Genomic DNA, 23794 nt, shown 5'->3' on the forward strand with positions numbered 1-23794 from the left:
CGCTTTCGCCTCCGGTGGCGGGCCTCGGGTGGTACGACGGAAACAGCGCCTGCCACCGGGAGGAGCGCCGATGGCGAGCAGGCCCGAGCGGCTGTTGCGGACAAGCGACGCGCCGCTGAGCGCCTCGTTCCTGGAGCTCTTCTTCGACCTGGCGTTCGTGCTCGCCCTCAGCCAGTCGGCCGCGCACCTGCTGCACGACCTCACGCTGGCCGGCGCGCTGCGCACCGCTCTGCTGCTGGCCGGCGTCTGGTGGATCTGGGTGACCACCACCTGGAGCGCCGACTGGTACGACCCGGAGTCCCCGGCCATCCGCGTGGTGCTGGTCGCCGCCACGCTGGGCAGCCTGCTGGCCGGGGTGGCGATCCCGCAGGCGCTCGAGGAGCGGGGGGTGCTCTTCGCCGGCGCGTACGTCGCGGTCCATCTCGTCCGGGGCGTGGTCACCGCCTCGATGCTGCGCGGTCATCCACGGCAGCGCCGGGCGCTGCGGATCCTCTGCTGGTACACGGTCACCGCCGTGCCGTGGCTGGCGGGCGCGTTCCTGCCGCAATGGCGGGTGCCGCTCTGGGTGCTCGCCCTCGCGATCGACGTGACCGGCCCACGGCTCGGCTGGCCCACGCCGAGGCTGGGTCGCGCCCGTCAGCAGGAGTTGCGCCTCGCTGGCGCGCACTTCGCCGAGCGCTACCAGCAGATCATGATCATCGCGCTCGGCGAACTCGTCCTGGCTGCCGGGCTCTCGTACGCCGGCACCCGCCTCGACCTCGCCGAGACCGCCGCCTTCCTGCTGGTCTTCGCCACGGCTGTGCTGATCGGCCTGCTCTACGTGACCCCCGCCGGCCGGCAGCTGGGCTCGGCCATCGAGCGCGCCGACCCGTCCCGGCTCGGTGTCGTCACCGGATACCTGCACCTCGTGATGATCGCCGGCATAGTGGTCACGGCCGTCGGGGCCGAGCTGAGCATCGCTCATCCCTCCGAGGTCGGCGACATGAGGGCTGTCGCGGTCATCCTGGGCGGACCCACGCTGTTCCTCGTCGGCCGGATCCTGTTCTCGCTGGCCATCCACCGGCGGTTGTCCTGGCCTCGGGTTGGCGCGCTGCTCGTGCTGGCCGGCGCGGCGGCCGCCCTGCGGCTGCCGCTGCTGGCGATCAGTGCGGTCGCCACCGGCGTGGTGCTCGTGGTGGCGGTCCTGGACCACGCCGCCCCCTTCACCTATCGCCGGCGCAGATCTGCTGACTAAAGTCAGGCAGATGGACTCCGCGCTCATCGCCGCAGTGCGGCGGTTCAACCGGACTGTCACCCAGCGGGTGGGTGCGCTCGACGACGAGTACATGGCGCAGGGCCGACCCCTCGGGCAGGCCCGCCTGCTCTGGGAGATCGGCCCCGCCGGCGCCGAGGTCGCGGCGTTACGCGCACGGCTCGGCCTGGACTCCGGATACCTCAGCCGACTCCTGCGCACCCTGGAGAACGACGGGCTGGTCACCGTGGGCCCGGCCGGCCAGGCCGGCGGCGACGGCCGGGTACGCGTCGCCCAGCTCACCGACGCCGGCCGTACGGAATGGGCCGAACTCGACGAGCGGTCCGACGAACTCGCCGCCTCGATCCTCCAACCGCTCACCGAGCGACGCCGCGAACGACTCGTCGCCGCCATGGCCGAGGTCGAACGCCTGCTCATCGGGTCGATGGTGGTCATCGCACCGTGCCCGCCGAGCGACAGGCGAGCCCGAGCGTGCCTGCGGGCCTACGCCCGGGACATCGGGCGGCGGTTCGACGACGGGTTCGACCCGGCACTGAGCAAGCCGATCCACGACGAGGAGATCGCCCCGCCCGCCGGCGTGCTCCTGCTCGCCACCCTCAACACCGAGCCCGTCGGCTGCGGCGCCGTCAAACTCCACCGCGACGCACCCGCCGAGATCAAGCGTGTCTGGGTGGCGGACAGCGTCCGCGGGCTGGGCATCGGGCGACGGCTGCTGAGCGAGCTGGAACGGTACGCCGCCGACCGAGGCGTGAGCACGGTCCGGCTGGACACCAACCGCAACCTCACCGAGGCGATCGCCATGTACCACGCGGCCGGTTACCGGGAGATCGAGCCGTACAACACCGAGCGCTACGCCCACCACTGGTTCGAGAAGCAGCTCGGGCAGTAAGTAGTGGCTACAGCCGTTCGAAGCTCTCCATCCCGGCGAGCTCCAGCACCTCGGTCCGGATCGCCGGGCATTCCTGACGGGTCTGGTCGTCGATCTGACGGCCGTTCGGCACGGGGCCCTGTTTCTCGTACCAGGAATAGAGGTTCACGGTCAGGTTGGCCATCGCGCCCGTCTCGGACCCGATCCCCTTCAGCGTCGGCAACTGGCCGTCCAGGTAGGCACACACCTCCTTCGCCGACACCGGATTCGAGCCGCGGGCCGGAGCGGATCCGGCCGCGCTGGGCGCGGCATCGGGTGCTGCCGGGGTGCCCGGCGCTGCGGGCGTGGAGGGCTCGGGCGCGTCGGCGTCGGTGCATGCCGTCAGGGCGAACACAAGACAGAGGGCTGGCGCGATCAAGCGATTGCTTCTCATCATCAATTCTCGTCCTGACCTGGTTGTTGGTGGTCAGCCCCGGTGGTCGCGGTGACGAGCCAGAGGCCGGTGGGCAGTCGATAGCCGACGCCGGGCTCGCGAAACCGGCCGAGCAGCCGGGCAGCTCCTGCTCGGGCCGGAGCCTGCCCAGCCAGCGGGGCAGCCCGGTACGCGGCACCGGCGGGGCCGACCTCGATGAGCCATTCGGCAACCGCGTCGGCGTCGTCCGGGGCGTCCAGTTCGACGTCGTACGGCGTGATCGTGATGGCGGTCCAGCCGGCCCTGGTGAGGACTCGGACGAGCCTCGCCGGGTCGGCGAAGGAGAACGGACCGGGCTCGTCACCTACCGGTAGCGGTGGTAGCGGCCCGAGGTGCGGTGCTGCGCCGAGCATCGCGGCGGACAGCCACGGGTTGACGCCGCCGTCGCGGAAGACGGTCGCGGCGAGGCGTCCGCCCGGGCGCAGGGATCGTCGGATCGTGGCGCAGCCGGCGACCGGATCCGCCAGCAACATCAGGGTCATGCGCGAGAACGCCGCGTCGAACGGCGCCCCCGGCACGACATCGAGAGTCTCGATGTCGGCCACGTGGAACCGAATGTCCGGGAACCGCTGGCGGGCTGCGGTCACCATCGCCTCGGCGATGTCGACGCCGACCGCCGCGCCGGTCTCGCCGACCGCCCTGGCGAGCTCGGCCGTGGTGCCGCCGCAGCCGCAGCCCACGTCAAGGATCCGTTCGGCGGGCCGTGCGGCCAGTCGATCCATTGCCGCCGCGCCCAGCGGTCGGCCGGTCTCGTCCTGCCGCTCGGCGTGGCGGATCCAGCCGGCCGCCGCTCCCGCCCAGAAGGCGGCATTGCGGGAGCGTAGGGCGGCGGTGTCGGCCATCAGAACGGCATCTCGGCGCCGTCGACGCTCACCGACCGGAAGTTGGCTGCCTTCGTCGGGTCGAAGCCGTCCTCCTGCGCCGCCAAGCCCGCGGCGCGGACCAGTCGCTCCGACTGGAACTGGCGGAACGCCGCTTCGTCCTGCCAGATGTTGATGATCCGCCAGCCGTCCTCGGTCGGTCCGGAGACATGGGCGAGGAGCCCCGGTGGCCGGTCCGGCCCGAGGTGCCGCTCCACCTGCCGGTATTCCGCCTCACTGACGCCGGGCATCTCCTGCAACACACCGAACGGCATCGGCCGCCGCCTCTCGATAGAGTGAGCCTCTATCCAATAGAGCACTACACTCGACCGGTGGTTGTCAAGCGAATCTACGACTCTTCCCGCCGACAGGAGCAGGCCCGACAGACCCGGCGAGCAATCCTCGAAGCGGCCGGCCGCCTGTTCGTCGACCCCGGGTATGCGGCCACCCCGCTGACCGCGGTCGCCGCGGAAGCCGGCGTCGCGGTCCAGACCCTGTACGCGGTGTTCGGCAGCAAGCGGCACCTGCTCTCCCAGTTGGTCGACGTCACCCTGGCCGGCGACGACGAACCGGTGGCCCTGCCGGACCGGCCCTTCGTGGCCGAGATCCGCGCGCTCGCCGACCCTCGCGCCAAACTCGTCCGCTATGCCCGCCATCTGGCCGAGGTCAACGCCCGACAGGTCCAGGTGATGCTCGCGCTGGCCGGAGCAGCCACGGCCGATCCGGACGCCGCCGAGATCTGGCGCAAGAACATCGACGAGCGCCGCCGGGGCATGGCCATGTTCGCCGCCGAACTCGTCGGCACGGGGGGCCTCCGCCCCGACCTGGACGTCGATCAGGTGGCCGACATCCTCTGGCTGGCTCAGGACGTCCGTAACTTCGACTGGCTCGTCCGGCAACGCGGATGGTCGCTGGAGCGGTACCAGAGGTGGTACGTGGACACCGTCAGTGGCGCCACCATCGCCGGTGCCGAGTAGCGGTCACATCCGTTCCGGCGTCCGGATTCTGCGCGACAGCGTGGTGCTACCGACCGCTCTCCAGACCCCACCCGGCCAGCCGGGCGGTACGGGCACCGTGGACTTCCTGCTCGCCTACACCTGATGCACGTCCGCGCTTGCGCTCGCGACTCGACGTACCCGGTCAGCCCTTCACCGCGCCGGCGGTGAGCCCTTCGGTGAGGAAGCGCTGCCCGAGGGCGTACATGATCACCACGGGGATGCTGACGAGCAGCGACGCCGCGGCGAGTTGTCCCTGCGGTACGACGTCTCCGGCGATCATCGACTGCATCCCCACCGGCAGCGTCTTGTACTCGTCCTTCGTGATGAACACGAAGGCGAAGAGGAATTCGTTCCAGGCGTTGGTCAGGGTGAAGAGCGCGACCGCCAGCAGCCCCGGCTTGGCCAGGGGCAGCACCACCCGGCCGAACGCCTGGACGCGGCTGCAACCGTCGACCAGCGCGGCCTCCTCCAGCTCGACGGGGATCGACGAGAAGTAGCCCACCAGCAGCCAGGTGGCGAACGGCAGCGTGAAGGTCGGGTACGTCACCACCAGCGACCACAACGAGTCGGTGAGCCGCGCGCCGATGAGCATCTGGTACAGCGGGATGAACAGCAGCGCGCCCGGCATCACGTAGGTGAGCAGGACCGTGACGGTGAAGCCCTGCGCCCCGCGGAACCGCAGCCGGGCCAGCGCGTAGCCCGCCAGGGCGGCGCAGACCAGCGCCACCGCCGTGGACGCCGCGGACACCAGCAGGGTGTTGAGGTACCAGCGGCCGAACGGCTGGTTGTCGAACAGCCCGCTGAACTGCTCGGTGGTCCACGGCGTCGGCCACAGGTCGTCGGTCCGCATCACGACCTGGCCCTCGGACTTGAAGGCCGTGACGGCGATCCAGTACAGCGGGCCCAGCACGAAGAAGAGCAGCCCGGCCAGCGCGACACCGGATCCCAGGCCCGACACCACAGACGACGCCCGGCGACCGCCGCGCGACTGGAGGGTCGAGACCACCCGGCCGACCGCCGCGGCGATCAGCAGGATCACCCCGAGGACCACCGCCGCCTTCCAGAAGATCTGCGGCGATGCCCAGGCCAGCAGGCCGGTGACCACCGCCGCGACGACCCACGGCAGGGCCTTGCGCGACGTCGCGGTCCATCGCGTACCGACCCACCACGCTGCGCGGCGTGGTCGGGGCAGTTTCGCCCCGGAATCCTGGCGCAACAGCCGGACCAGGACGAACACCAGCCCGCCGATGACCGGCAACATGACGAGCGTGACCGCCGCGCCCGCGCCGTACTGCAACTGCAAGATCGCCTTCGAGTACGCGACGAGCACGTACGGCGCGGTCACGTCACCCGGGCCGCCCTGGGTCAGCAACCAGACCAGGTCGAAGTTGTTGAACGTCCAGATCGACGACAGGGTCACCGTCACGGTGATCACGTGACGGAGTCCGGGCAGCGTCACGTTGACGAACCGCTGCAACGACGAGGCCCCGTCGATGGTCGCCGCCTCGTAGAGGTCCGCCGGGATGGCCTTCAACCCGGCCAGGAAACACACGGTGAAGAACGGCACCCCCTTCCAGACGTTGACGAGGATCACCGACGGCATGGCCAGCGACGGGTCGGACAGCCAGCCCGCCGGCCAGCTGTCCACCAGGTGCGCGCTGGCCAGCAGCGGCCCGATCCCGGTGGCGGTGAGCAGCGTGTTGACGCTGCCGAAGATGGGGTCGAGCAGCGCGCGCCAGCTGAACGCCGTCACCACCGTCGGCACCACCCACGGCACCAGCAGCAGCCCCGCCAGCACCGCGCGGCCGCGGCGCCGGTGATGCAGCAGCAGGGCCGCAGCCAGCCCGAGCACCACCTTGAAGATCTCGGCGTACGCGGTGAAGACGAACGAGTTCACCACGCCCGTGTGGAACTGGTCGTCGCCGACGAGGTGGAGGTAGTTGTCCAGGCCGACGAACACGGTGTCCTGCCCGTGCCGTTCCGTGGTGCTGGTGACGATCGACCTGGCGATCGGCACGAGGACGAGCCCGCCGACCAGTACGGCCATGGGCGCGAGGAACAGTGCGGCCAGTCGCCAGTCACGACCCAGCCGCCGCTGGACCGCCGTGAGGGAGCCGGGTCCCGGCGGCGGGGACCTCCTCGCCGCCGGGGCCCGCGCGGGACGGACCGACCTCACTGTGGCAGCCCCTGCTGGTTGAAGATCTGGACCATCTTCGCGTGGGCGGCCGTCACGGCCTGCGCCGGCGCCGTGCCCTGGACGACCTGCTGCATCATGTCGGTGAGGACGTACGCCGCGCCGACGGCCTGCTGACCCGCGCTGGCCTTCTGCGGGAAGGCCAGGCCGTTCTTCGTGTTCAGCGGCAGCTTCAGTTCGGTGATCTTGCGCAGCATGGGGAACGCCGGGTCGCCGCTGGTGAAGAACGGGTCGGCGTCCCAGACCTTCTCCCAGGCGGGCATCACCAGGCCGGGCGCCTCCTTCGCCACCCCGAGCAGCGCGGGCGCGCTGACCAGGTACTGCGCCAGGAGCTTGGCGAGCCCGGGGTTCTTGGCGCCCTTGAAGACGACGAAGCCCTGCGACTGGCCGAGCAGCAGGGGATTGTTGGTCGCCGGCCCGATGCAGTCGGAGAACACGTGGGTGTTCGCGTACACCGGGTTCTTCTTGGTCCGGGAGTCCGCGTAGACGCTGAACTGGTTGCGGGTGTAGCCGAGGATCCCCGCGAGCCAGTTCTCGTTGTTGCTGGTGTCGGTCCAGCTCGCGACCCCCGGCGGCAGCATCGGCTTGTACTTGGGATTGGTGTAGATGTCGCCCAGGAAGGTCACCGCCTGCACCGTCTCGGGGGAGTCGAACGTGACCTTCCGGCCGTCGTTGGAGGCGATCGACCCGCCGTACGCGTTGATCAGCGCCTCGATCATGCCGTTGCCGTCACCGGACCGGTTCACCGTCATGCCCCAGCCGAACCGGCGCTTGCCCGGATCGGAGATCTCCAGGCAGAGGTCCCGCAGCTCCTCCCAGCTGTAGATGTCCTTGGGCGTGATGCCCTTGTCCTGCATCCAGTCCTTGCGCAGGAACGATCCGATCCCGATGAAGTGGTACGGGATCGCGAACCACCTGCCGTCGAAGACGCAGAAGTTCTTGGCCTCGGCGCACGGTTCGCCGTACGTGGCGGTCAGCGCTGTGACGACGTCCGTCACGTCCTCCAGGTCGCCCAGCGCCTGGAACTGCGCGACGAACCGTGAGTCGGTCATGAACGCCAGGTCGCGCGCCACCCCGCCCTTGACCTCGGCATCGATCTTGGCCACCACGTCACCGGCGTCGGCCTGGACCAGACTGTTCTCGATCTTCGTTCCGGTGGTGTCGGCGAACTTCTTGACCGAGCTGTCGAGTGCCTCGTTCGCCGCCGTCGAGTACAGCTTCTGCGACAGCATCCCCATCGAGGAGCCCTTCATCGACGACGCGGCGTCGATCAGCTCCTGTGGAACGTCCGGCTGCACCTTGCTGGGCGATTCGGAGCTGCCCCCGCACGCGGCCAGGCCGGTCGCGCCGAGCACACCCACCCCCACCCCCAGAAAGCCGCGCCGAGACCACGCCGGCTTTTCTTCCATGGACATTCGCCTCCTTCATTTCCCCGCGTACGGCTGCACGCCGAAGGCTCACCTGGCGGACACCGCGATGGTTGGGTTCCACGCTTCGCCCGGGCCACTCGCGACATTTCGGGTGCCGCACGTCGGGCAGCGCGACGAGGTTGAGGCGATCGGCGACCGGGCCGAGATGGTGGCGCTGACGTTCCAGTTCGGTCGGGTCACGGGACCACCGCCGTTCGAGATTTCGAACTAGGTTCGATATACCGGATCGAGTGGTCGCGACGCTAGAGCAGGGCACTGAGTAATGTCAATGTTTCGATGCTGTTTCGACCCGAAAGCGGGAGGTCGGCTATCGAGACTGGGCCCGGTAGCCCATCCGAGCCGACAGCGCGGCCGCGCCCTCCCGAACCAGCCCGGTCCACTCCACCTGCACCTCAGGCGTCCAGCGGATGATCGGCGCGGACAGGCTCATCGCGGCGATGACGGCACCAGAATGGTCCCGGATCGCCGCCGCGACGCAGCGCATCGCGCTGTCCGACTCGCCGACGTCGACCGCGACACCCTCCGCCCGGACACCTTCGAGATGCTCACGGAGAAGGTCCGGGTCGGTGATGCTGTCCGGCGTCATCCCCGGCAGCGGATCCTTCGACAGGACGGCGTCCAGGTCCGCCTGATCGAGGGCCGACAGCAGTACCTTGCCGACCGCCGTGCAGTGGGCCGGCAGCCGCAGCCCGACTCCGGAAACCATCCGAACGGGGTGCGTGCTGTCGAACTTGACGAGGTAGATGACATCGGCGCCGTCGAGCACCGCCACATGAACCGCCTCGTCACACCTGGCGGCCACGTCCCGTACGACGCCCTGCGCCTCGCGTACCAGATCAAGCCGGCCCGCGAACGCCGCGCCCAGCTGGAACAGCGGCATGCCGAGCCGGTACTGCACCGGCTGGCCCGGTACGGAGATCAGGTACGAGCGAGCCTCAAGCGTGACGAGCAGCTCGTGGACTGTGGTGCGGGGCAGGTCGAGACGCTCCATCACCTGGCGGGCCGACAGTTGGGGGCAATCCAGGAACAGTTCGAGGACGTCAAGCGCGCGGATGACTGCCGGTACCACACGGGGCATGTCGAAGGTCCCTTCGCAGTGCCGGACTCGTGCCAACGATCTCCACACGGACCAGCACCTGAAGAGGATAGCCACGTCAGCCCCGAGCGCCATGGCCATGGCGGAGCAGTAAGGGGGCGTTCACATGCGTTCGGGGGTCCGGATGCCGAGCAGGTGCAGGCCCTGCCGAAGCACCCGGGCGGTCAGGTCACAGAGCACCAGCCGGCTGTCCCGGACGGGCCCCTCGGCCCGCAGCACCGGACACCGTTCGTAGAACGCGCTGAACGCCGCGGCCAGCCGGTACAGGTAGCCGGCGAGGTGATGGAACTCCAGGTCCTCCGCCACCTCGCCGACCACCCGGCCGAAGCCGACCAGTTCGAAGGCCAGCGCCCGCTCCGCCGGCTCGGCCAGCGTGACGGTCGCGTTCGGCCGGGCCGCCACCCCGGCCCGCCGAAAGATCGACTGGATCCGGGAGTACGCGTACTGGAGGTAGGGCGCGGTGTTGCCGTCCAGGGACAGCATCCGCTCCCAGTCGAGCACGTAATCCCGGTGCCGGTCGTTGGACAGGTCGGCGTACTTGATCGCGCCGATGCCGACCGCCCGGCCCACCTCGGCCGCCTCAGCCTCGCCCAGTTCCGGGTTCCGGTCCCGGGCCAGCGCGGTGGCCCTCGCGATCGCCTCCTCCAGCAGCCCGACCAGCTTCACCGACCCGCCGGCCCGGCTGCGCAGCATCCGCCCGTCCGACCCGAGGATCGAGCCGAACCCGACATGCTCGGCCCGGGCCGGCGGGGACAGCCAACCGGCCTGTGCGGCGACGGCGTACACCATCTCGAAGTGCCGCCGTTGCGGCAGCCCGACCACGTAGAGCAGTCGGGTCGCGCCCAGCGCGTCGGTCCGCTGCCGGATCGCCGCCAGGTCGGTCGCCGCGTACCCGTACCCGCCGTCGGACTTGCGGACGATCAGCGGTAGCGGCTCGCCGCCCCGGCCCACCGAGCCGGGCGGGAACACGCAGGCCGCCCCGTCGCTCTCGCGCAGCAGGCCGAGCCGACCCAGGTCCTCGACCACCGGGGCGAGCAGGTCGTTGTAGCTGCTCTCGCCGTGGAAGTCCCGCTCGGTGAGGGTCACGTCGAGCCTGTCGTACACGGTCAGGAAGTACCGCTCGGACTGCTCCACCAGCAGCCGCCACAGCCGCAGCGTCACCGGATCGCCGCCCTGCAGGGCCACCACCCGCAGCCGGGACCGCTCGGCGAACGCCTCGTCGGCGTCGAACTTCGCCCGAGCCGCCTTGTAGAACGAGTCCAGGTCCCCCATGGACAGCTCGTGTGCGGCCTCGGCCTCGCCCAGATCGGCCAGATGCTCGATCAGCATGCCGAAGGGCGTGCCCCAGTCGCCCAGGTGATTGGCCCGCAGCACCCGGTGCCCCAGCCACTCCAGCAGCCGGGCCGCCGCGTCGCCGATCACCGTCGAGCGCAGGTGCCCGACGTGCATTTCCTTCGCCACGTTCGGCGCCGAGTAGTCGATGACCACGGTCTCCGGCTCGGCGGCCACCGGCACACCCAGCCGCGGGTCGGTGGCGAGCGCGGACACCAGCCCGGCCAGGACCGCGTCGGCGACGGTCAGGTTGAGAAAGCCCGGCCCGGACACCTCGGCGACACTGCACACGTCGGCCAGGTCGGCGTACTCCAGCACCTCGGCGGCGACGTCGCGCGGCGGCCGGCCGAGCCGCCGGGCCAACGCCAGCGCCGCGTCGGACTGGAAGTCCGCGCGCGGAGACCGCCGCACGACCGGGTCGACAGGTACGCCGGCCACCGTCGCGAACGCCGGCGCCAGCCGGTCGGTCAGCAGCTTTTCCAGATCCATGGGTACGCCGATCTCGCTCGGATCCGCCGCTCGCGGATCACCGGAAGGGGATGCGGGCGGACCGAGGACGATCGGTGACGACCGGCGGCTCGATCCGCCGGTCGCAGGTGAGGGATGCTCAGCGCGGGCGGTCGCAGGACCGCCGGCGTCGCAGCGCGCCGAACAGGACGTCGGGGGACGCCGTCGGGGACGCGTACGAGCTGGACATGGCGTCAACCTAACCAGCGGACCCGTGGCCGTGCAACGCCATTGACGTCGACCGGGCCGACGTCGGTGACGGCGGTCACACCGATGCGGGACCCGATCACGAGGGGGTCGTCGTCTTACCTGATGTGAGACGAAGTCTGGACGCGGCCGACGAGCAGGAACTCGTACGCCGCGTGGCCCACGGTGACCGGCGGGCCTTCGACGAGCTCTACCGGCGCACCGCACCCTGGCTGGAGGTGCGGCTGCGGCGTCGGTGCGCCGACCCCGATGTGGTCGCCGACGTCCTCCAGGAGACCTACCTGACCCTCTGGCGGGCGGCCGGCAGCTTCGCCGGCGACCAGGTCAGCGGCAGCGCCGTCGGCTGGTTGTGGACCATCGCCGCGCACCGCCTGGTCGACGCGTTCCGGCGTCGCTCCCGGCAGGCGCGGATGCCGCAGGTGCACCCGGTCGAGACGGTCGTGCCCGCCGCCGAGGACGAGGTGCTGGCCGGCCGGGTCGGGCAGGAACTCGAACAGGCCCTCGCCGTGCTGCCGCCCGAGGTCCGCGCGGTGCTGCGCGCCACAGTCCTCGACGGCTTCACCGTCCGCGAGACGTCCGTGCTGCTGGGCGTACCCGAGAACACCGTCAAGTCCCGGATCCGCCGCGCCCGGATCGTCCTGCGGGAGGCCCTGTCATGACCACGCATCCCACCCTGAATGACATCGACCGCTACGCCGACTTCGATCCCGGCCTCGACGAGGCGACCGTCTGGTCGATCGAGGTGCACCTGGAGGACTGCGCCGACTGCCGCGCCCGCCTGGCCGGCAGCACCACCGCCAAGTCGCGCGCCCTGGTCGCCGAGGTCGCGGCAGCCGTCGACCGTGGGATCGCCGCCGGCCCCGCCCCACGGTCCAGGGCCTTCTTCCGTACGCCGGTGCGGCAGCGCTGGTTCGTGGCGGCGCTGCTGCCGTGGGTCGCCATGACCGCCGGCGTGCTCGGCACCGCGGCCCTGCTCACGTACTTCCTGTCCGAGTTGCCGTCGATCGTGTTGCTGCTCGCGCCCCTGGCGCCGCTGCCCGGGGTCGCGGCTGCCTGGAGCAGACGCGCCGACCCGGCCTGGGAGCTGATCGTCGGCACCCCGTCGGCCGGTCTGACGATGCTGTTGCGCCGTACCGCAGTGGTGCTCGTCCTCGTCATCCCGGTGCTCGCCGCGTTCGCCGCCCTCGGCGCCAGCCGGGCGAACCCCGCGCTGATGCTCCTGCCGTGCCTGGCCTTCACCGCCGCCACGCTGCTGCTCGGCTCCCTCGTCGGCGTTCACCGCGCCGCGATCGGCCTGATGGTGGCCTGGGCCGCCGCCGTGGTCGCGCCCAGCCTCGCCACCGCCGAACTGCCGGTGCTCCTGGAACCGGCGGCCACCGGCGGGTGGGCCGTCGTCACTGTCGTGCTGGCCGCCCTGACCCTCCTGCGCGCCAACAGCTTCCGGCGCCTCACCTCGTTCTGAAAGGAACCACCATGCGAGCGGTGAGTACGGCCGAAACGGCCACCACCATCCACCCCTGGGCCATTCACGCCGAGGCGCTGAAGGTGCGGGCCGGCCGCCACCTGGCCGTCGACGGGCTCGACCTGAGCCTGGGCACCGGCGTGCACGGCCTGCTGGGGCGCAACGGCGCGGGCAAGACGACGTTGATGCGTGCCCTCGCCACCGTGCTCAAGCCGGCCGGAGGTCGGCTCACCCTGCTCGGCAGCTCGGTCGACGGCCGCGCCGACCTGCGCCAGGCCCGGCGCGCGCTGGGCTACCTGCCGCAGCACTTCGGCTACTACCCGCGGTTCACGGTGCGCGAGTTCGTGTCGTACCTGGCCTGGTTGAAGGAGATGCCGAAGCCCGACATCCCGGCGGCCACGCAGCGCGCGATCGACCGCGTGGGACTCAGCGCCAAGGCCGACGCCCGCCTCCGGACACTCTCCGGCGGGATGCTGCGCCGGGCCGGCGTCGCCCAGGCCATCGTCAACGACCCGCAGGTGCTGCTGCTGGACGAGCCGACCGTCGGCCTCGACCCCGAACAGCGCCTCGACCTGCGCGAGCTGCTGCGCGACCTGGGTACGGACGCCTGCGTACTGGTCTCCACCCACCTCGTCGAGGACGTGGTCGCCGCCTGCACCGAGGTCGTGCTGATCAACGAGGGCCGGCTGGTGTGGCAGGGCACACCCGCCGCCCTGGCCACCCAGGGCGACGAACACCACCCGGGCGACAGCCCCGCCGAACGCGGCTACTCGGCCCTGCTCCGCCGCCACCATGCGGAGGCCGCCCGATGAGTGTCCTGAGGATCGAACTGCGGCGCTCCGCCGCGGCCGGCGCCGCCCTGCTCGCGTTGGCGGTCGGCGTCGCCGCCCTCTACATCGCCCCGGGGCGCTGGTCGGAGGGCTGGATGTCCCTCACGCTGACCGTGAAGGAGTACATGATCCTGCTGTGGCCGATCGCCCTGGCCGCCGGAGCGTGGCAGGGCCGCCGCGAGCACCGGGCCAAGGTCGGCGAACTGTTCGCCACCACACCCCGGTCCCGCATCCGCCGGATGCTGCCGGTCCTCGTCGCGATGGGATCCTCGGTCGGGCTCGCCTTCCTGCTCGTGGTCGCCGCGGGCGGCCTGCGGATCGCGTCGACCGCCGCCTACTTCCCGCCGGACGTCGTCGCCATCACGCTGGTCGGCGCGCTCTGCCTCGTCGCGGCGGCCTGGCTCGGCCTGGGTATCGGGCGGCTGCTGCCCACTCTGGTGACCGCTCCCGTGCTCGCCGTGGCGGGTGTGCTGCTGGTCTTCTTCACCGTGATCATGCGGCCCGACTGGATGGGCGCGATCCTGTCGCCCGCCTACGGCAGCACCCCGTTCTACCCGTTCCAGACCATCGACCCGCGGGTCACCGCCGTGCTCGCCCTCTTCATGGGCGGGCTCGCGCTGACCGGCGTACTCCTGCTGGTCGCCGGGGGCCGACGGGCCTCGGTGGCCGCCGTGCTGCCGGTGCTGCTCGGCTTCGGCGCCGCGGCGGCGATCGTCCCCCGCGACGACGCAGCCCTCGTCGCACCTGTCGACCCCGTCGCCCGCGAACTCGTCTGCACCGACGACGCGCCGAAGGTCTGCGTCACCCGCGTCCACGCGAACGTGCTGGACGCGCTGACCCCACTCGCCCGCCAGGGCCTGTCCGTCCTCGCGAAAATGCCGAACGCCCCCACGCAGGCGCACGAGGACAGGCGGGCCCTATTCCTCGAGGACCCGCCCGCCCGCGACGCCGACATCGTCACGATCGACGTCCGGATCGACGACCACGGCGGCCTGGCCCACCCCGACGCCGTGGTCCCCGAGATGGTCTTCGGCCTGGGCACCGGGTACGGCAACGGGGAATGCGAGCGCAACGGCGCGATCGAACGGGCAGCCGCCTACCACCTGCTCGGCCGCGAGCCGGTCTCCGACGTCGGCGTGATCCCCGAGATGATCGAGGAAGATCCGCAGCTCAACGCCGAGGCGGTCACCCTGTGGCAGGGCCTGCAGAAGCTACCGGCACCGGAGGCGATCGCCCGCGTGACGGCGGTCCGCGACGCGATCCTGGCCTGCCGGGACACCACCGGACTGCTGTCGCGATGACCCTCCACCTGCGCGCACGACGCGTACCCCTGGCACTGGCCGCGTCCGTCGGCGCCGCAGCCCTGATCTGGGCGCTGTGGCTGACCCTCGCGAAGGAGCGCGACGCCATCCTCCTGCTCGTCGTACTGACGGTCATGCTGATGGTGGCGGTCCTGTCGACCACGCTGGCCGCCCCGGACGAAGACCTGGAACGCACTGCCGCACTGCACTGGCCGTGGCGCCGAGCCGTGCACCTGCTGGCCGCTCTGGCGGTCGTACTCGTCGTGCTGCTCGCCACTCAGCCCACCGGTGCCCGTTTCGGCCCCGCCGCGCTGGTGGTCCGCGACTCCGCCGGCCTGCTCGGCCTGACCGCCCTCTGCGCGGCGGTCGTGGGCGCGGCCCGCGCCTGGTTCCTTCCGATGGGGTGGGCGGTCGTCGCCGCGATGTTCCCCCAGCCGAGCACGTGGGGCGCGCTCGCCACCTGGCAGGGACAACCCCACACCAGCCGACCGGCGGCGGCGGTCGCAACCGTCCTGGCGGTCACCGGCCTGGTGACGTACGCGATGCGCGGAGCCGCCCGACGCGAGTGACTGGCCGTCCGCTACCGGTCGACGTAGTGGTACCGGCAGGCGATGATCTCGACGTCGTCCTTGGTGACCCGATACACCAGCCGGTGTTCGCGATCGATCCGGCGGGACCAGAAGCCGGACAGCTCTCCTCGAAGGGGTTCCGGCTTGCCGATGCCCTCGTATCCGTTGCGCATCACGTCCGCGATGAGATCGTTGATGCGTTTGACCAACTTGCGGTCGGTGTGGCTGAGGTACTGGTTCCAGGCCGTCGCGGTGAAGACCAGCCTCACGCGATGTCCCGGACGGTGGCCGGGTCGATCAGGTCCCGCTCGACCGCGTCGCCCTTCTCAAGCTCTGCCATCGAGCGGCGCAGGGCTGCGGCGTTGGCCGGGTTGCGAAGGAGGTACTCGGTTTCCTTCATCGCCTCGTACTCGGCGAGCGGCACGATGACCACCGGCTCGTGACCCGACCGGGTCACCACCACCTCCTCCGCGTCGTTGATGACGCTGTCGAGTTCGGCGGCCAGGTTCTGTCGAAGCTGGGTGAAGTTCACGGTCCGCATGACCACCTCCAGGGCAAGTACAGAAAACTGTACCTCGGGTGGAATGGTCGCGCCATGCACGTGCGTGGCCGGCTGCTGGTGTACTTAGCTGCTACAGGCCACGCGCACCAAGACGAGAGACCTGTCAAGGGCTGGCTGAGCTGCGGAAGAGTGGGCCGCCAGGGACTCGAACCCTGAACCTATGGATTAAAAGTCCACAGCTCTGCCATTGAGCTAGCGGCCCGCGCGCTCAGGTTACCTGACAGTCAGCGTCGTTGACTCTCGGCTTCCAGCCGGCCGTCGATGCCTGGCGAGCTCAGGTGATCAACACCAGGTCGGCGAGGTGGCGGTGTCCGGGGCGGTGGATACCGCCACGTCGGGGAGGTGGAGTGGATCAAGCCGACCTCTCGCCACCGTGTGTGGCGGGGGACGGCTGGGGAATGGGGACGGGCATGAGCGCGAGCGGCAGCCCGGCGGTGGCGGCTTCCGGGGAGGAGATCGGGTCGGACGGCGTACGTCAGCCGGGCGGGGAGGTGCACGCGTGGCTGCCCGGCCAGAACCAGACCGTCTGCGGTCTGGCGCTCAGCCGCACTCGGCTGCGCCGCTTTCCGCACGTGCGCTTCGACTACCTGGGTACCGACGTGCTCACCGAGGCGGACGCGGTGGGCTGGATCTGCCCGCGTTGCCTGGCGGCCACCCTCGGTCGCCGGGGCAAGGAGAAGCACGGCTGGGTCCGCGACTCGCCGCGCCCTTGATCGACTCGGATTCAGGGAAGTCGGGCTGTCCCGCCCCCGCCGTTACCCCGAGATGCAGGAAGCCGAGTCCACGGGCGCGGCGCGCGGCGGCGGTTGACCGGCTGCTGGACGGGTACGGGGTCGGGCATGCGGATCGTGGTGGTGGGGGCGAGTGGCAACGTCGGTACGGCGGTGCTGCGGCGGCTGCGCCGGGAGCGCGGCGTGGAGCTGGCCGGGGTGGTCCGGCGGTTGCCCGGCCCGGATGCCGGTACGCCGTACGAGCAGGTGGAGTGGCACTCCTGCGACATCGGTGCGCCGGGCGCGGTGGGCCAGCTCGCCGAGGTGTTCGCGGGAGCGGACGCGGTGGTGCACCTGGCCTGGCAGATCCAACCCAGTCACGACCGGCGGGTGCTGCGCCGGACGAACGTCGACGGCAGTCGGGCGGTGTTCGAGGCGGTGGCGCGGGCCGGGGTGCCCGCTCTGGTGTACGCCTCGTCGGTCGGCACGTACGCGCCCGGCCCGAAGGACCACCCGATCAGCGAGCGGTGGCCGGCCACCGGAGTGTCCGGCTCGTCGTACAGCGAGCACAAGGCCGAGGTCGAGGCGCTGCTGGACGGACTGGAGCGGGAGCACCCGACGCTGCGGGTGGTTCGCCTGCGGCCCGGTCTGATCTTCCAGCGGGACGCCGGTACGGAGATCACCCGCTATTTTCTCGGCCCGTTGGCGCCGGTACGACTGCTGCGCTTCGGCCGGATACCGCTGGTGCCGACCAACCGGCGGCTGCGGATGCAGGCGGTCCACGCCGACGATGTGGCTGACGCGTACGCCAGGGCGGTTCTGGGTGATGCGCGCGGCGCGTTCAACGTCGCCGCGGACCCGGTGCTGACCCCGGAGCTGGTGGCTCGGCACTTCCACGGCTGGACGGTGCCGGTCGCCGCTCCGGTGCTGCGGGTGGCGGCGGCGCTGACCTGGCGGGCGCGGTTGCAGCCGGTCGACGCGGGCTGGGTCGAGTTGGGCCTGAACGCGCCACTGATGTCCAGCGAGCGGGCCGAGACCGAGCTGGGTTGGGTACCCAAGATCGACGCTTTGACCGCGCTCAAGGAGCTGTTCGTCGGCATGGCCGGCGGCGACCACACGGCCAGCCCGCCGCTCTCCGCGGCGCGCACCCTGCCCGGCCGCCCCGCCGGCCTCCTGCACGCCCACCCGCCAGGCGAGAAGAACCCCTACTGACGCGGTGATCAAGAGCTTTGCGTCAGAAAACCCGGCCTCGGTGACCCGAACCTCTTGATCACCTGCGGCAGGCCGCCAGGCGGCCAGGGGCGGGCGGTCAGAGGGCGGGCGGTCAGGCGGGCTTGGGGCCGATGACCTCGGGGTTGCGGGCGCCCAGGAAGAAGATGCCGCGGTAGCCGGGGGTCTCGAACTTGCCGCTCGGGTTGCGGCGCAGCGGGGAGTTTTCGATCTTCATCGTGCCGGTGCGGTTGTTGCTGACGAAGAAGATCGCGCCGCCGCCCTCGTTGGCCTTGTTGTTCTCGATGACGGTGCCGGCGATCCGTACGGTGAACTCGTTGCCGTCGCAGTAGATCGCGCCGCCGCTGCCGCCGCCGGGCGTGCCGGACTTGGCCGGGTTGGCGCCGCTGCCGATCGCCTCGTTGTTCCTGAGCAGGCTGTTGAGCACCACCCACGACACGCCGATGCTGCTCAGCGCCCCTCCGTTGGAGCAGGAGCCGCCGTCGAAGGTGCTGCTCACGACGTACACCGGCTTGTTCTCGTACTGGCTCAGCACCCGGACGGCCGCACCCCCCAGGTCCGGGCCGGTACGGTCGCAGCGGTTGTGGACGAAGCGCGAGTTGACCACCTTGAGCCGCCCGCCGCGGACGAAGATCGCGCCCCCGCCGCCGCCCTCCGTCTTGTCGCCGGTGGAGTTGCCGTCGGCGAAGGTCAGGTTCTGCACGGTGAGCTGCGGGTGGTCCTGGTTCTGGCAGTGCGAGGTGGTGAAGCCCTGGGCCTCGTCGCAGGTGTTCATGTAGAGGATGCGGCGCTGCCCCTGGCCGCTCAGCGTCACCCTGCCGCCACCGTCGAGCACGATCTTCGGCCCGTTGGCGTTGCGGATCTTCGCGGTGGCGGCCATCTTGATCGTCACCGGGGCCGGTCCACAGTTGAACGTGATGACGCCGCCGGCCGCCACGGCCTTCACCACCGCCGCCGAGGTGCAGCTCGCCGGGGTGCCGGTGCCGATGGTGCGGGTCGGCTTCGACGTGTCCACCGCGCGCGCCTCGGTCGGCACTGTGGCGTGGCCGTTCGGGTTGCCGGCCGCGAGCGCCTTGGCGGCCGGGGTGGTCGGCTTCGGGCTCGCGCTGGCCCCGGGGCCACCGAGACCGTCCCGGCCCGCCGGTGCGACACCCTGGTCGCCCGTCGAGAGGGCTTCCGGCGTGGCCTGCGGGGTGGCCGACGCGCCGGCCGGAGCCGGATCGGTGGACCCGCAGGCGGGCAGGGTCGCGGTGGCGACACCGAGGACGAGCAGAGCGGCAAGCGACGTCATGCGCACCCCGCTGATGCTAGGAGCCCCGACGGCGTCACGACGAATCCGCCGTGCCGGTTTAATGCGCCGCTAAGCAATGCCGCTCGCCGGCGGTCGACTCACGCAGCCCTTCGCGCTCACGCGTGGGAGAGCGCGAAGGCCGTCAGGAAGCCGGCGACCGTGATGAGGCCGACCAGCAGGTGGGCGTTCTCGAACGCCTCCGGGACCATCGTGTCGGTGATCATGGCGAGGATCGCCCCGCCGGCCAGCGCGGTGATGGCGGCCAGCACCTCCGGCGGTGCGCCGCCCAGCAGGGTGTTGCCGAGCAGCGCCGCCACACCGCTGATCAGCGCGATCCCGGTCCACAGCAGGAAGACGTACCGCCGGGTGCGGCCCGCCTGGCGCATGCCGGCCGCGCTGGACAGCCCCTCCGGGACGTTGCTGAGGAACACCGCCGCCACGGTGACCAGGCTGACCGCGCCGCCGGCGAGCAGGCTGGCGCCGATCACGACCGATTCCGGTACGCCGTCCAGCAGCGCCCCGACCGCGATCGCCGACCCCGAACCGGGCTGCTCACCCTCGGAGGGCTGCTGGTCGCCCGAGCGCTTCCGGTTCCGCGCGCCGTGTCGGGCGAGGCCCACATTCGCCAGGGTGTAGACGATCGCGCCACCGGCCGCGCCGAGCACGGTGGGCAGCATCCCGCCCTGCTCGTGGGCCACCTGGATCAGCTCGTACGAGACGGCGGAGAGCAGCACCCCCGCGCCGAACGCCATGATCGACGCGGTGATCCGCTGCGGCACCCGGACGAAGAAGCCGACCGCCGCCCCGATCAGCAGGGCCGACCCGGCCAGCAATCCCCATCCACCCGCCTGCAACCACTCCGGCATTCCGGGGACCGTACCCGCTGGACCGAGGTCGGCAAACCGCGCTCAGAAGTCGGCGAAGAGGTACGGCACCCGGCGCCCGAAGATGTCGCGCAGCTCGGTGGCGGCGTCTGCCGGCACGTCGCCCAGCCCTCGCAACGGCAGCTCGGCCGGGTCCAGCACCCCGTACGCCAGGGCGGACAGCCCGGCCGCGGTCAGCGTGGCCGTCGGCGTGCGGCCGCTGTCGCCGGAGACCAGTTCCAGCGCGCCGGTCGTACCGTCGAGCAGATGGGTGCCGGCCAGCCACCGGTCCCCGGTCAGTTCGATCCGGACCCGGCCCGGGCCGGAGGGCAGCCCGTGCAGCGCGTCCAGCGACAGCAGCCGGGCCATCGGGGCGGACGAGCCCGGCCGGCCCACCCGCGCCTCGACGTGCACGTCCAGGTCGGTCAGCCACAGCTCCGGCAACTCGTCGGGCGGGACCTGGACGGTGACGCGCTCGACCTGGTCGACGTGCCGGGCGAAGAACTGCAGCAGCAGCGTACGGGCGAGGGGGTCGGCGACCAGCAGCTCGTTGCCGATCAGCGTGCCGCCGTGGTCGTCGATCCGGTACGTGACAGCGCCGGTGACCTCACCGGCCACCCGGGCGGTGACCAGCCAGTACTCGTCCCGGTCACGCAGGCCGGCCGCCCGGTGGTCCGGGAACACCGAGAACCCGTGCCGGGTCTGCAGGCAGCGCTCGGTGAACGCCCGCCAGGCGGGATAACCGGCGGCGATCCGCTCCCAGCCCACCTCGCCGGGCAGCTCGGCGCGGACGAGTGGGCCCAGGTCGGCCGGGGAGAAGGCGACCGTACGCGGCTTGGGCAGCCCGACGTAGCCGAACCGGGCGTAGAAGCTGGGCCGGAACGGGTAGAGCGCGCTGAGCACGTGCCCCTCGTCGCGCATCTCGTCGAGGAGCTGGTGCAGCAGCCTGCGGACGTGCCCCTGCCGGCGGGCCAGCGGATGGGTGGCCACCCCGGCGACACCGGCCATCGGCAGTACCACGCCGCGCAGGTTCTGCCGCATGCCGATGGCCGAGACGGCGGCCAGGGTGGCGCCGTCCTCCTCGACGATCAGCGTCCGGTTGCCCTCGTTGTAGGGCAGGTAGTCGCGGAACTCCTCCACCCGGGCGGCACTGAGCGGCGATGCCTCGAAGGCGTACGCGGCCAGCGGGAAACTCGTCGTGAGACGTTCGTCGGCGGTCACCCGTCGGATGGTCATCCGCCCATCTCAACCCGCCGCGCAGGTCGCAGCAACTGGATTGGCCCGATCCTCGCGGGCCACCGGCAGGCCACGCGCGGGTCAGCGGGTCGTGACGTCGGAGACGACGACTGTGACGTTGTCCGGGGCGCCGGCGTGGTGGGCGAGCTTCACCAACTGCTCACCGCACTGCTGCCGGTCGGCGTACATGCCCAGCGTCGTCGCGATGGCCTCGTCCTCGACGTAGTCGGAGAGCCCGTCGCTGCACAGCAGCAACCGGTCGCCGGGGACCACAGTGAGCACGCCGACGGCCGGCGGGGTGTCGGCGCCCTGCACGGCCCGGGTCACCAGGGACCGCTGCGGGTGGTGCCGGGCCTGCTCGGGGGAGAGCGTGCCCTGGTCGACAAGCGCCTGCACGAACGTGTCGTCCCGGGTGAGCTGGGTCAGCTCCCCGTCGCGCAGCAGGTAGCAGCGGGAGTCCCCGACCTGGGCCAGCACCAGCGTCTCCCCGGCCAGCAGCGCGGCGGTGAGCGTGGTGCCCATCCCCTCGCGGGCCGGGTCGACGGTGATCGCGGCGTGGATGCGCTGGTTGGCGGTGCTGACCACGGCACGGAGGGCGTCGGCGGCCCCGTCCGGGTCGGTGGGCGGGGCCAGCTCGTCCAGGATCCGGATCACGATCTCGCTCGCCACCTCGCCCGCGGGCAGCCCGCCCATGCCGTCGGCGACGGCGATCAGGCGGTCACCGGCGAGGGCGGAGTCCTCGTTGTTGGTGCGGACCAGGCCGATGTCGTTGAGGATGACCGAGCGGAGGATCAGCGTCATGGTGTCAGCTTGCCAAGAACACCCTGCCTTCGTCTCTACGCACTACTGCGTAGGGTTGAGAAATGATGCCGGTGTCCATGGTCGGACGCGCCGGCGAGCTCGCCGAGCTCGACCGGGCATGGTCCGCCGTGGCGGCCGTACGCCGCTCGGCGCCTGCCGTCGCGGTGCTCACCGGAGCGGCGGGGGTGGGCAAGAGTCTGCTGGTCGCGGCCGCTGTGGACGCCTTCGCGCCGCGTCCCGCGCTGGTTCTCTCCGGTGCCGCCCGGGTGCACGGCCCGGCCCCGTACGACTGGCTGGCGGCGGTGCTCACCGGTCGGGACACCAGCCGGCTCGGCCTGCCGTCGGACGCGCTGGCCTGGTTGGCCCAGCAGCCCACCGCACCTCGCGAGCGGTACGCGCCGGGCACTCTGCTCCGCCTCGCCGTGCGGACCGTCCAGCTGCTGGTCGGCGCCGGCCCGGCCGTGCTGGTCGTGGACGACCTGCACGCGCTCGACCCGGCCAGCGTCAACCTGGTCGGGGAGTTGGCCACCGTCGCCGACCTGCCCGCCCTGCTCGTGGTGGCCAGCCGACCGCCGGCCGACGCGGTGGCGCCGGACCTCACCCGCCGCGCGCTGGCCCGGCTCAGCGGCGTGCGCGGCGCCGTCCGCCAACATCTTGGCCCGCTGCGCCCGGCCGAGGTCGCCGAGGTGCTGACCCAGGTGTACGCGGGCAGCACCCCGTCCGGCCGGCTGGTCACCTCCCTCTGGCGCTGCACCGGCGGCAACCCATACGCGCTTACCGAACTGCTGGCCGCACACGCGTCGGAGGGACCGGAGGCGTTGCTGCGGCGGCTGCCCGGCCCGCGTCCGCCACGTCAGCCGACCGCGCCGCGCGCTCCGGCGTCGGCGGCCGATGCGGTCGTCGACGTGCCGCTCGACCCGGAGTTGACCGCCCGCGAGGTCGAGGTGCTGGGCTGCCTGGTCGCCGGGATGTCCAACAAGCAGGTGGCGAAGGCGCTCGGCATCTCGGTGCGGACGGTCACCGTGCACGTGTCGAACCTGCTGCGCAAGACCGGCTCGGTGTCGCGTACCGAGGTGGCGCTCTGGGCGGTCCGGCACCGGCTGCCGGTGCCCGCCCCGGTGGACTGAGTCGGGTTCAGCGGCGCGGGTAGCGCAACAGCAGGCTCGCGGCGACCTCGTCGTCGCCCACCGCCGCGTAGCTGTGCGGCACGTCGGAGACCCAGCGCAGGTGACCGCCGGCCGGGGCGGTCAGCGGCGCGTCGGCCGGGCCGGCCCGCAGTACGCCGGCGAAGACGGTGACGTGTTCGGTGACGCCCGGTTGATGGGCGGGGGAGATCTGCACGACGCCGGGTGCGACGCGCATCCGGTACAGCTCGTAGGTCGCGTCGGTGTCGTCGAACACCTCCAGCAGGGTGGCGGTGACCGCGGCGCCGTGCACGGTGGGCTCGGCGGCCGGCTCGGCAAGCAGCGCGGTGAGCGGCACGCCGAGCTGTGCGGTGACCCCCCAGAGCGTCTCCAGTGTCGGGTTGCGGGTGCCGTTCTCCAGGCCGGAGAGGGTGGCCTTTCCGACACCGGCGAGCCGCGCCAGTGTGGACAGCGAGATCCCCCGCTCCTCCCGCAGGGCACGGACCCGCCGGCCGACGACGGCGGGATCCACGTCGAGGCCCGGACGGCGCGCTGGTGGTGGGTGCGACACCCGGCTATCGTGCTACACGCTGTCGTTC

At 71.6% G+C, this 23794-nt stretch carries 26 protein-coding genes and 1 tRNA gene; 12 read left to right on the forward strand and 15 right to left on the reverse strand.

Annotated features, from left to right (window positions below):
• Window positions 1–70: 70 nt before the first annotated feature.
• Together ACFYPH_RS11620 and ACFYPH_RS11625 are read left to right on the forward strand one after the other, a co-directional pair.
• Window positions 71–1234, forward strand: coding sequence for a low temperature requirement protein A (locus ACFYPH_RS11620; RefSeq protein WP_387181072.1), 1164 nt, complete (start codon window positions 71–73; stop codon window positions 1232–1234).
• A gap of 10 nt (window positions 1235–1244) precedes the next feature.
• Window positions 1245–2141 (forward strand): helix-turn-helix domain-containing GNAT family N-acetyltransferase, encoded by an 897-nt coding sequence (locus ACFYPH_RS11625; RefSeq protein ID WP_355064688.1) that lies wholly within the window; start codon window positions 1245–1247, stop codon window positions 2139–2141.
• A gap of 7 nt (window positions 2142–2148) precedes the next feature.
• Here the strand turns inward: ACFYPH_RS11625 and ACFYPH_RS11630 are convergent, their stop codons facing one another.
• From ACFYPH_RS11630 to ACFYPH_RS11640, 3 genes are read right to left on the reverse strand one after another with little or no spacing between them, the layout of a single operon-like run.
• The gene (locus ACFYPH_RS11630; protein ID WP_355064690.1) at window positions 2149–2556 is read right to left on the reverse strand and encodes a hypothetical protein; all 408 of its coding nucleotides are present in this window, start codon (window positions 2554–2556) and stop codon (window positions 2149–2151) included.
• Window positions 2556–3434, reverse strand: coding sequence for a class I SAM-dependent methyltransferase (locus ACFYPH_RS11635; RefSeq protein ID WP_387181075.1), 879 nt, complete (start codon window positions 3432–3434; stop codon window positions 2556–2558). Before ACFYPH_RS11635 ends, ACFYPH_RS11630 begins: the two co-directional genes overlap by 1 nt.
• Window positions 3434–3727 carry a hypothetical protein gene (locus ACFYPH_RS11640; RefSeq protein WP_354853615.1) on the reverse strand — a complete coding sequence of 98 codons (294 nt, stop codon included), beginning with the start codon at window positions 3725–3727 and terminating at the stop codon, window positions 3434–3436. Before ACFYPH_RS11640 ends, ACFYPH_RS11635 begins: the two co-directional genes overlap by 1 nt.
• A gap of 57 nt (window positions 3728–3784) precedes the next feature.
• Here ACFYPH_RS11640 and ACFYPH_RS11645 point away from each other — a divergent pair, with 57 nt between their 5' ends.
• The gene (locus tag ACFYPH_RS11645; RefSeq protein ID WP_354853618.1) at window positions 3785–4429 is read left to right on the forward strand and encodes a TetR/AcrR family transcriptional regulator; all 645 of its coding nucleotides are present in this window, start codon (window positions 3785–3787) and stop codon (window positions 4427–4429) included.
• Complete coding sequence (locus ACFYPH_RS11650) at window positions 4419–4553, forward strand: hypothetical protein (protein WP_354853621.1); 135 nt, start codon at window positions 4419–4421, stop codon at window positions 4551–4553. Before ACFYPH_RS11645 ends, ACFYPH_RS11650 begins: the two co-directional genes overlap by 11 nt.
• Window positions 4554–4592: 39 nt before the next feature.
• On the opposite strand, the gene ACFYPH_RS11655 is transcribed toward ACFYPH_RS11650, so the two are convergent.
• From ACFYPH_RS11655 to argS, 4 genes are all read right to left on the reverse strand, one after another.
• A complete protein-coding gene (locus tag ACFYPH_RS11655) occupies window positions 4593–6497 on the reverse strand; it encodes an ABC transporter permease subunit (protein WP_387181080.1) in 1905 nt (634 codons plus the stop codon).
• A gap of 125 nt (window positions 6498–6622) precedes the next feature.
• Window positions 6623–8059 (reverse strand): extracellular solute-binding protein, encoded by a 1437-nt coding sequence (locus ACFYPH_RS11660; RefSeq protein WP_387181083.1) that lies wholly within the window; start codon window positions 8057–8059, stop codon window positions 6623–6625.
• A 322-nt stretch (window positions 8060–8381) separates the two neighbouring features.
• A complete protein-coding gene (locus ACFYPH_RS11665) occupies window positions 8382–9152 on the reverse strand; it encodes an IclR family transcriptional regulator (protein ID WP_387181085.1) in 771 nt (256 codons plus the stop codon).
• A 120-nt stretch (window positions 9153–9272) separates the two neighbouring features.
• Entirely contained in the window at window positions 9273–10991 is a 1719-nt protein-coding gene (gene argS / locus ACFYPH_RS11670) for an arginine--tRNA ligase (RefSeq protein ID WP_387181088.1), read from the reverse strand.
• A 332-nt stretch (window positions 10992–11323) separates the two neighbouring features.
• Between argS and ACFYPH_RS11675 the strand changes: the two genes are divergently transcribed.
• The 5 genes from ACFYPH_RS11675 to ACFYPH_RS11695 are packed head-to-tail and all read left to right on the forward strand — an operon-like array spanning window position 11324 to window position 15378.
• Window positions 11324–11875 carry an RNA polymerase sigma factor gene (locus tag ACFYPH_RS11675; protein WP_387181091.1) on the forward strand — a complete coding sequence of 184 codons (552 nt, stop codon included), beginning with the start codon at window positions 11324–11326 and terminating at the stop codon, window positions 11873–11875.
• Window positions 11872–12678 (forward strand): hypothetical protein, encoded by an 807-nt coding sequence (locus ACFYPH_RS11680; RefSeq protein ID WP_355064705.1) that lies wholly within the window; start codon window positions 11872–11874, stop codon window positions 12676–12678. The genes ACFYPH_RS11675 and ACFYPH_RS11680 overlap by 4 nt, the downstream gene beginning before the upstream one ends.
• A gap of 11 nt (window positions 12679–12689) precedes the next feature.
• A complete protein-coding gene (locus ACFYPH_RS11685; RefSeq protein WP_354853642.1) occupies window positions 12690–13490 on the forward strand; it encodes an ATP-binding cassette domain-containing protein in 801 nt (266 codons plus the stop codon).
• Window positions 13487–14809 (forward strand): hypothetical protein, encoded by a 1323-nt coding sequence (locus ACFYPH_RS11690; protein ID WP_387181095.1) that lies wholly within the window; start codon window positions 13487–13489, stop codon window positions 14807–14809. Before ACFYPH_RS11685 ends, ACFYPH_RS11690 begins: the two co-directional genes overlap by 4 nt.
• On the forward strand, window positions 14806–15378 hold the full coding sequence (locus ACFYPH_RS11695) for a hypothetical protein (RefSeq protein WP_387181098.1): 573 nt from the start codon (window positions 14806–14808) through the stop codon (window positions 15376–15378). Before ACFYPH_RS11690 ends, ACFYPH_RS11695 begins: the two co-directional genes overlap by 4 nt.
• Window positions 15379–15389: 11 nt before the next feature.
• Here the strand turns inward: ACFYPH_RS11695 and ACFYPH_RS11700 are convergent, their stop codons facing one another.
• The 3 genes from ACFYPH_RS11700 to ACFYPH_RS11710 all read right to left on the reverse strand — a co-directional run bounded on the left by ACFYPH_RS11700 (window position 15390) and on the right by ACFYPH_RS11710 (window position 16142).
• Window positions 15390–15647 carry a Txe/YoeB family addiction module toxin gene (locus tag ACFYPH_RS11700; RefSeq protein WP_354853651.1) on the reverse strand — a complete coding sequence of 86 codons (258 nt, stop codon included), beginning with the start codon at window positions 15645–15647 and terminating at the stop codon, window positions 15390–15392.
• Entirely contained in the window at window positions 15644–15919 is a 276-nt protein-coding gene (locus ACFYPH_RS11705; protein WP_355064710.1) for a type II toxin-antitoxin system prevent-host-death family antitoxin, read from the reverse strand. Before ACFYPH_RS11705 ends, ACFYPH_RS11700 begins: the two co-directional genes overlap by 4 nt.
• Before the next feature lie 151 nt (window positions 15920–16070).
• Window positions 16071–16142 (reverse strand) — tRNA-Lys (locus ACFYPH_RS11710).
• A 208-nt stretch (window positions 16143–16350) separates the two neighbouring features.
• Here ACFYPH_RS11710 and ACFYPH_RS11715 point away from each other — a divergent pair.
• Together ACFYPH_RS11715 and ACFYPH_RS11720 are read left to right on the forward strand one after the other, a co-directional pair.
• Window positions 16351–16653 carry a hypothetical protein gene (locus ACFYPH_RS11715; RefSeq protein ID WP_355064712.1) on the forward strand — a complete coding sequence of 101 codons (303 nt, stop codon included), beginning with the start codon at window positions 16351–16353 and terminating at the stop codon, window positions 16651–16653.
• A gap of 126 nt (window positions 16654–16779) precedes the next feature.
• Window positions 16780–17862, forward strand: a complete 1083-nt coding sequence (locus tag ACFYPH_RS11720; RefSeq protein WP_355064713.1) for an NAD-dependent epimerase/dehydratase family protein — start codon at window positions 16780–16782, stop codon at window positions 17860–17862.
• 112 nt (window positions 17863–17974) lie between these two features.
• On the opposite strand, the gene ACFYPH_RS11725 is transcribed toward ACFYPH_RS11720, so the two are convergent.
• The 4 genes from ACFYPH_RS11725 to ACFYPH_RS11740 all read right to left on the reverse strand — a co-directional run bounded on the left by ACFYPH_RS11725 (window position 17975) and on the right by ACFYPH_RS11740 (window position 22071).
• Window positions 17975–19171: a hypothetical protein gene (locus tag ACFYPH_RS11725; protein WP_363935221.1), complete on the reverse strand. Its 1197-nt coding sequence runs from the start codon at window positions 19169–19171 to the stop codon at window positions 17975–17977.
• 116 nt (window positions 19172–19287) lie between these two features.
• Entirely contained in the window at window positions 19288–20037 is a 750-nt protein-coding gene (locus ACFYPH_RS11730) for a ZIP family zinc transporter (RefSeq protein ID WP_354853685.1), read from the reverse strand.
• A gap of 42 nt (window positions 20038–20079) precedes the next feature.
• Complete coding sequence (gene eis / locus ACFYPH_RS11735; protein WP_387181105.1) at window positions 20080–21270, reverse strand: enhanced intracellular survival protein Eis; 1191 nt, start codon at window positions 21268–21270, stop codon at window positions 20080–20082.
• 81 nt (window positions 21271–21351) lie between these two features.
• Window positions 21352–22071, reverse strand: coding sequence for a protein phosphatase 2C domain-containing protein (locus ACFYPH_RS11740; RefSeq protein ID WP_354853691.1), 720 nt, complete (start codon window positions 22069–22071; stop codon window positions 21352–21354).
• Window positions 22072–22133: 62 nt separating this feature from the next.
• Here ACFYPH_RS11740 and ACFYPH_RS11745 point away from each other — a divergent pair, with 62 nt between their 5' ends.
• Window positions 22134–23198 carry a LuxR C-terminal-related transcriptional regulator gene (locus tag ACFYPH_RS11745; RefSeq protein WP_355064717.1) on the forward strand — a complete coding sequence of 355 codons (1065 nt, stop codon included), beginning with the start codon at window positions 22134–22136 and terminating at the stop codon, window positions 23196–23198.
• 7 nt (window positions 23199–23205) lie between these two features.
• Here ACFYPH_RS11745 and ACFYPH_RS11750 read toward each other — a convergent pair whose 3' ends face one another.
• Window positions 23206–23766, reverse strand: a complete 561-nt coding sequence (locus ACFYPH_RS11750) for a helix-turn-helix domain-containing protein (protein WP_387181109.1) — start codon at window positions 23764–23766, stop codon at window positions 23206–23208.
• Window positions 23767–23794: the final 28 nt, after the last annotated feature.

It is taken from the genome of Micromonospora sp. NPDC005252 (assembly GCF_042872475.1).
In the GTDB taxonomy this organism is placed as follows: Bacteria; Actinomycetota; Actinomycetes; order Mycobacteriales; family Micromonosporaceae; genus Micromonospora.

Coding starts and splice junctions, on each gene's coding strand:
- ACFYPH_RS11695 (WP_387181098.1), top strand. CDS start 14,806: ATGACCCTCCACCTGCGCGCACGACGCGTACCCCTGGCACTGGCCGCG.
- ACFYPH_RS11620 (WP_387181072.1), top strand. CDS start 71: ATGGCGAGCAGGCCCGAGCGGCTGTTGCGGACAAGCGACGCGCCGCTG.
- ACFYPH_RS11660 (WP_387181083.1), bottom strand. CDS start 8,059: ATGTCCATGGAAGAAAAGCCGGCGTGGTCTCGGCGCGGCTTTCTGGGG.
- eis (WP_387181105.1), bottom strand. CDS start 21,270: ATGACCATCCGACGGGTGACCGCCGACGAACGTCTCACGACGAGTTTC.
- ACFYPH_RS11630 (WP_355064690.1), bottom strand. CDS start 2,556: ATGATGAGAAGCAATCGCTTGATCGCGCCAGCCCTCTGTCTTGTGTTC.
- ACFYPH_RS11685 (WP_354853642.1), top strand. CDS start 12,690: ATGCGAGCGGTGAGTACGGCCGAAACGGCCACCACCATCCACCCCTGG.
- ACFYPH_RS11665 (WP_387181085.1), bottom strand. CDS start 9,152: ATGCCCCGTGTGGTACCGGCAGTCATCCGCGCGCTTGACGTCCTCGAA.
- ACFYPH_RS11715 (WP_355064712.1), top strand. CDS start 16,351: ATGAGCGCGAGCGGCAGCCCGGCGGTGGCGGCTTCCGGGGAGGAGATC.
- ACFYPH_RS11690 (WP_387181095.1), top strand. CDS start 13,487: ATGAGTGTCCTGAGGATCGAACTGCGGCGCTCCGCCGCGGCCGGCGCC.
- ACFYPH_RS11725 (WP_363935221.1), bottom strand. CDS start 19,171: ATGACGTCGCTTGCCGCTCTGCTCGTCCTCGGTGTCGCCACCGCGACC.
- ACFYPH_RS11635 (WP_387181075.1), bottom strand. CDS start 3,434: ATGGCCGACACCGCCGCCCTACGCTCCCGCAATGCCGCCTTCTGGGCG.
- ACFYPH_RS11655 (WP_387181080.1), bottom strand. CDS start 6,497: ATGGCCGTACTGGTCGGCGGGCTCGTCCTCGTGCCGATCGCCAGGTCG.
- ACFYPH_RS11640 (WP_354853615.1), bottom strand. CDS start 3,727: ATGCCGTTCGGTGTGTTGCAGGAGATGCCCGGCGTCAGTGAGGCGGAA.
- ACFYPH_RS11740 (WP_354853691.1), bottom strand. CDS start 22,071: ATGACGCTGATCCTCCGCTCGGTCATCCTCAACGACATCGGCCTGGTC.
- ACFYPH_RS11730 (WP_354853685.1), bottom strand. CDS start 20,037: ATGCCGGAGTGGTTGCAGGCGGGTGGATGGGGATTGCTGGCCGGGTCG.
- ACFYPH_RS11680 (WP_355064705.1), top strand. CDS start 11,872: ATGACCACGCATCCCACCCTGAATGACATCGACCGCTACGCCGACTTC.
- ACFYPH_RS11625 (WP_355064688.1), top strand. CDS start 1,245: ATGGACTCCGCGCTCATCGCCGCAGTGCGGCGGTTCAACCGGACTGTC.
- ACFYPH_RS11705 (WP_355064710.1), bottom strand. CDS start 15,919: ATGCGGACCGTGAACTTCACCCAGCTTCGACAGAACCTGGCCGCCGAA.
- ACFYPH_RS11720 (WP_355064713.1), top strand. CDS start 16,780: ATGCGGATCGTGGTGGTGGGGGCGAGTGGCAACGTCGGTACGGCGGTG.
- ACFYPH_RS11745 (WP_355064717.1), top strand. CDS start 22,134: ATGATGCCGGTGTCCATGGTCGGACGCGCCGGCGAGCTCGCCGAGCTC.
- argS (WP_387181088.1), bottom strand. CDS start 10,991: ATGGATCTGGAAAAGCTGCTGACCGACCGGCTGGCGCCGGCGTTCGCG.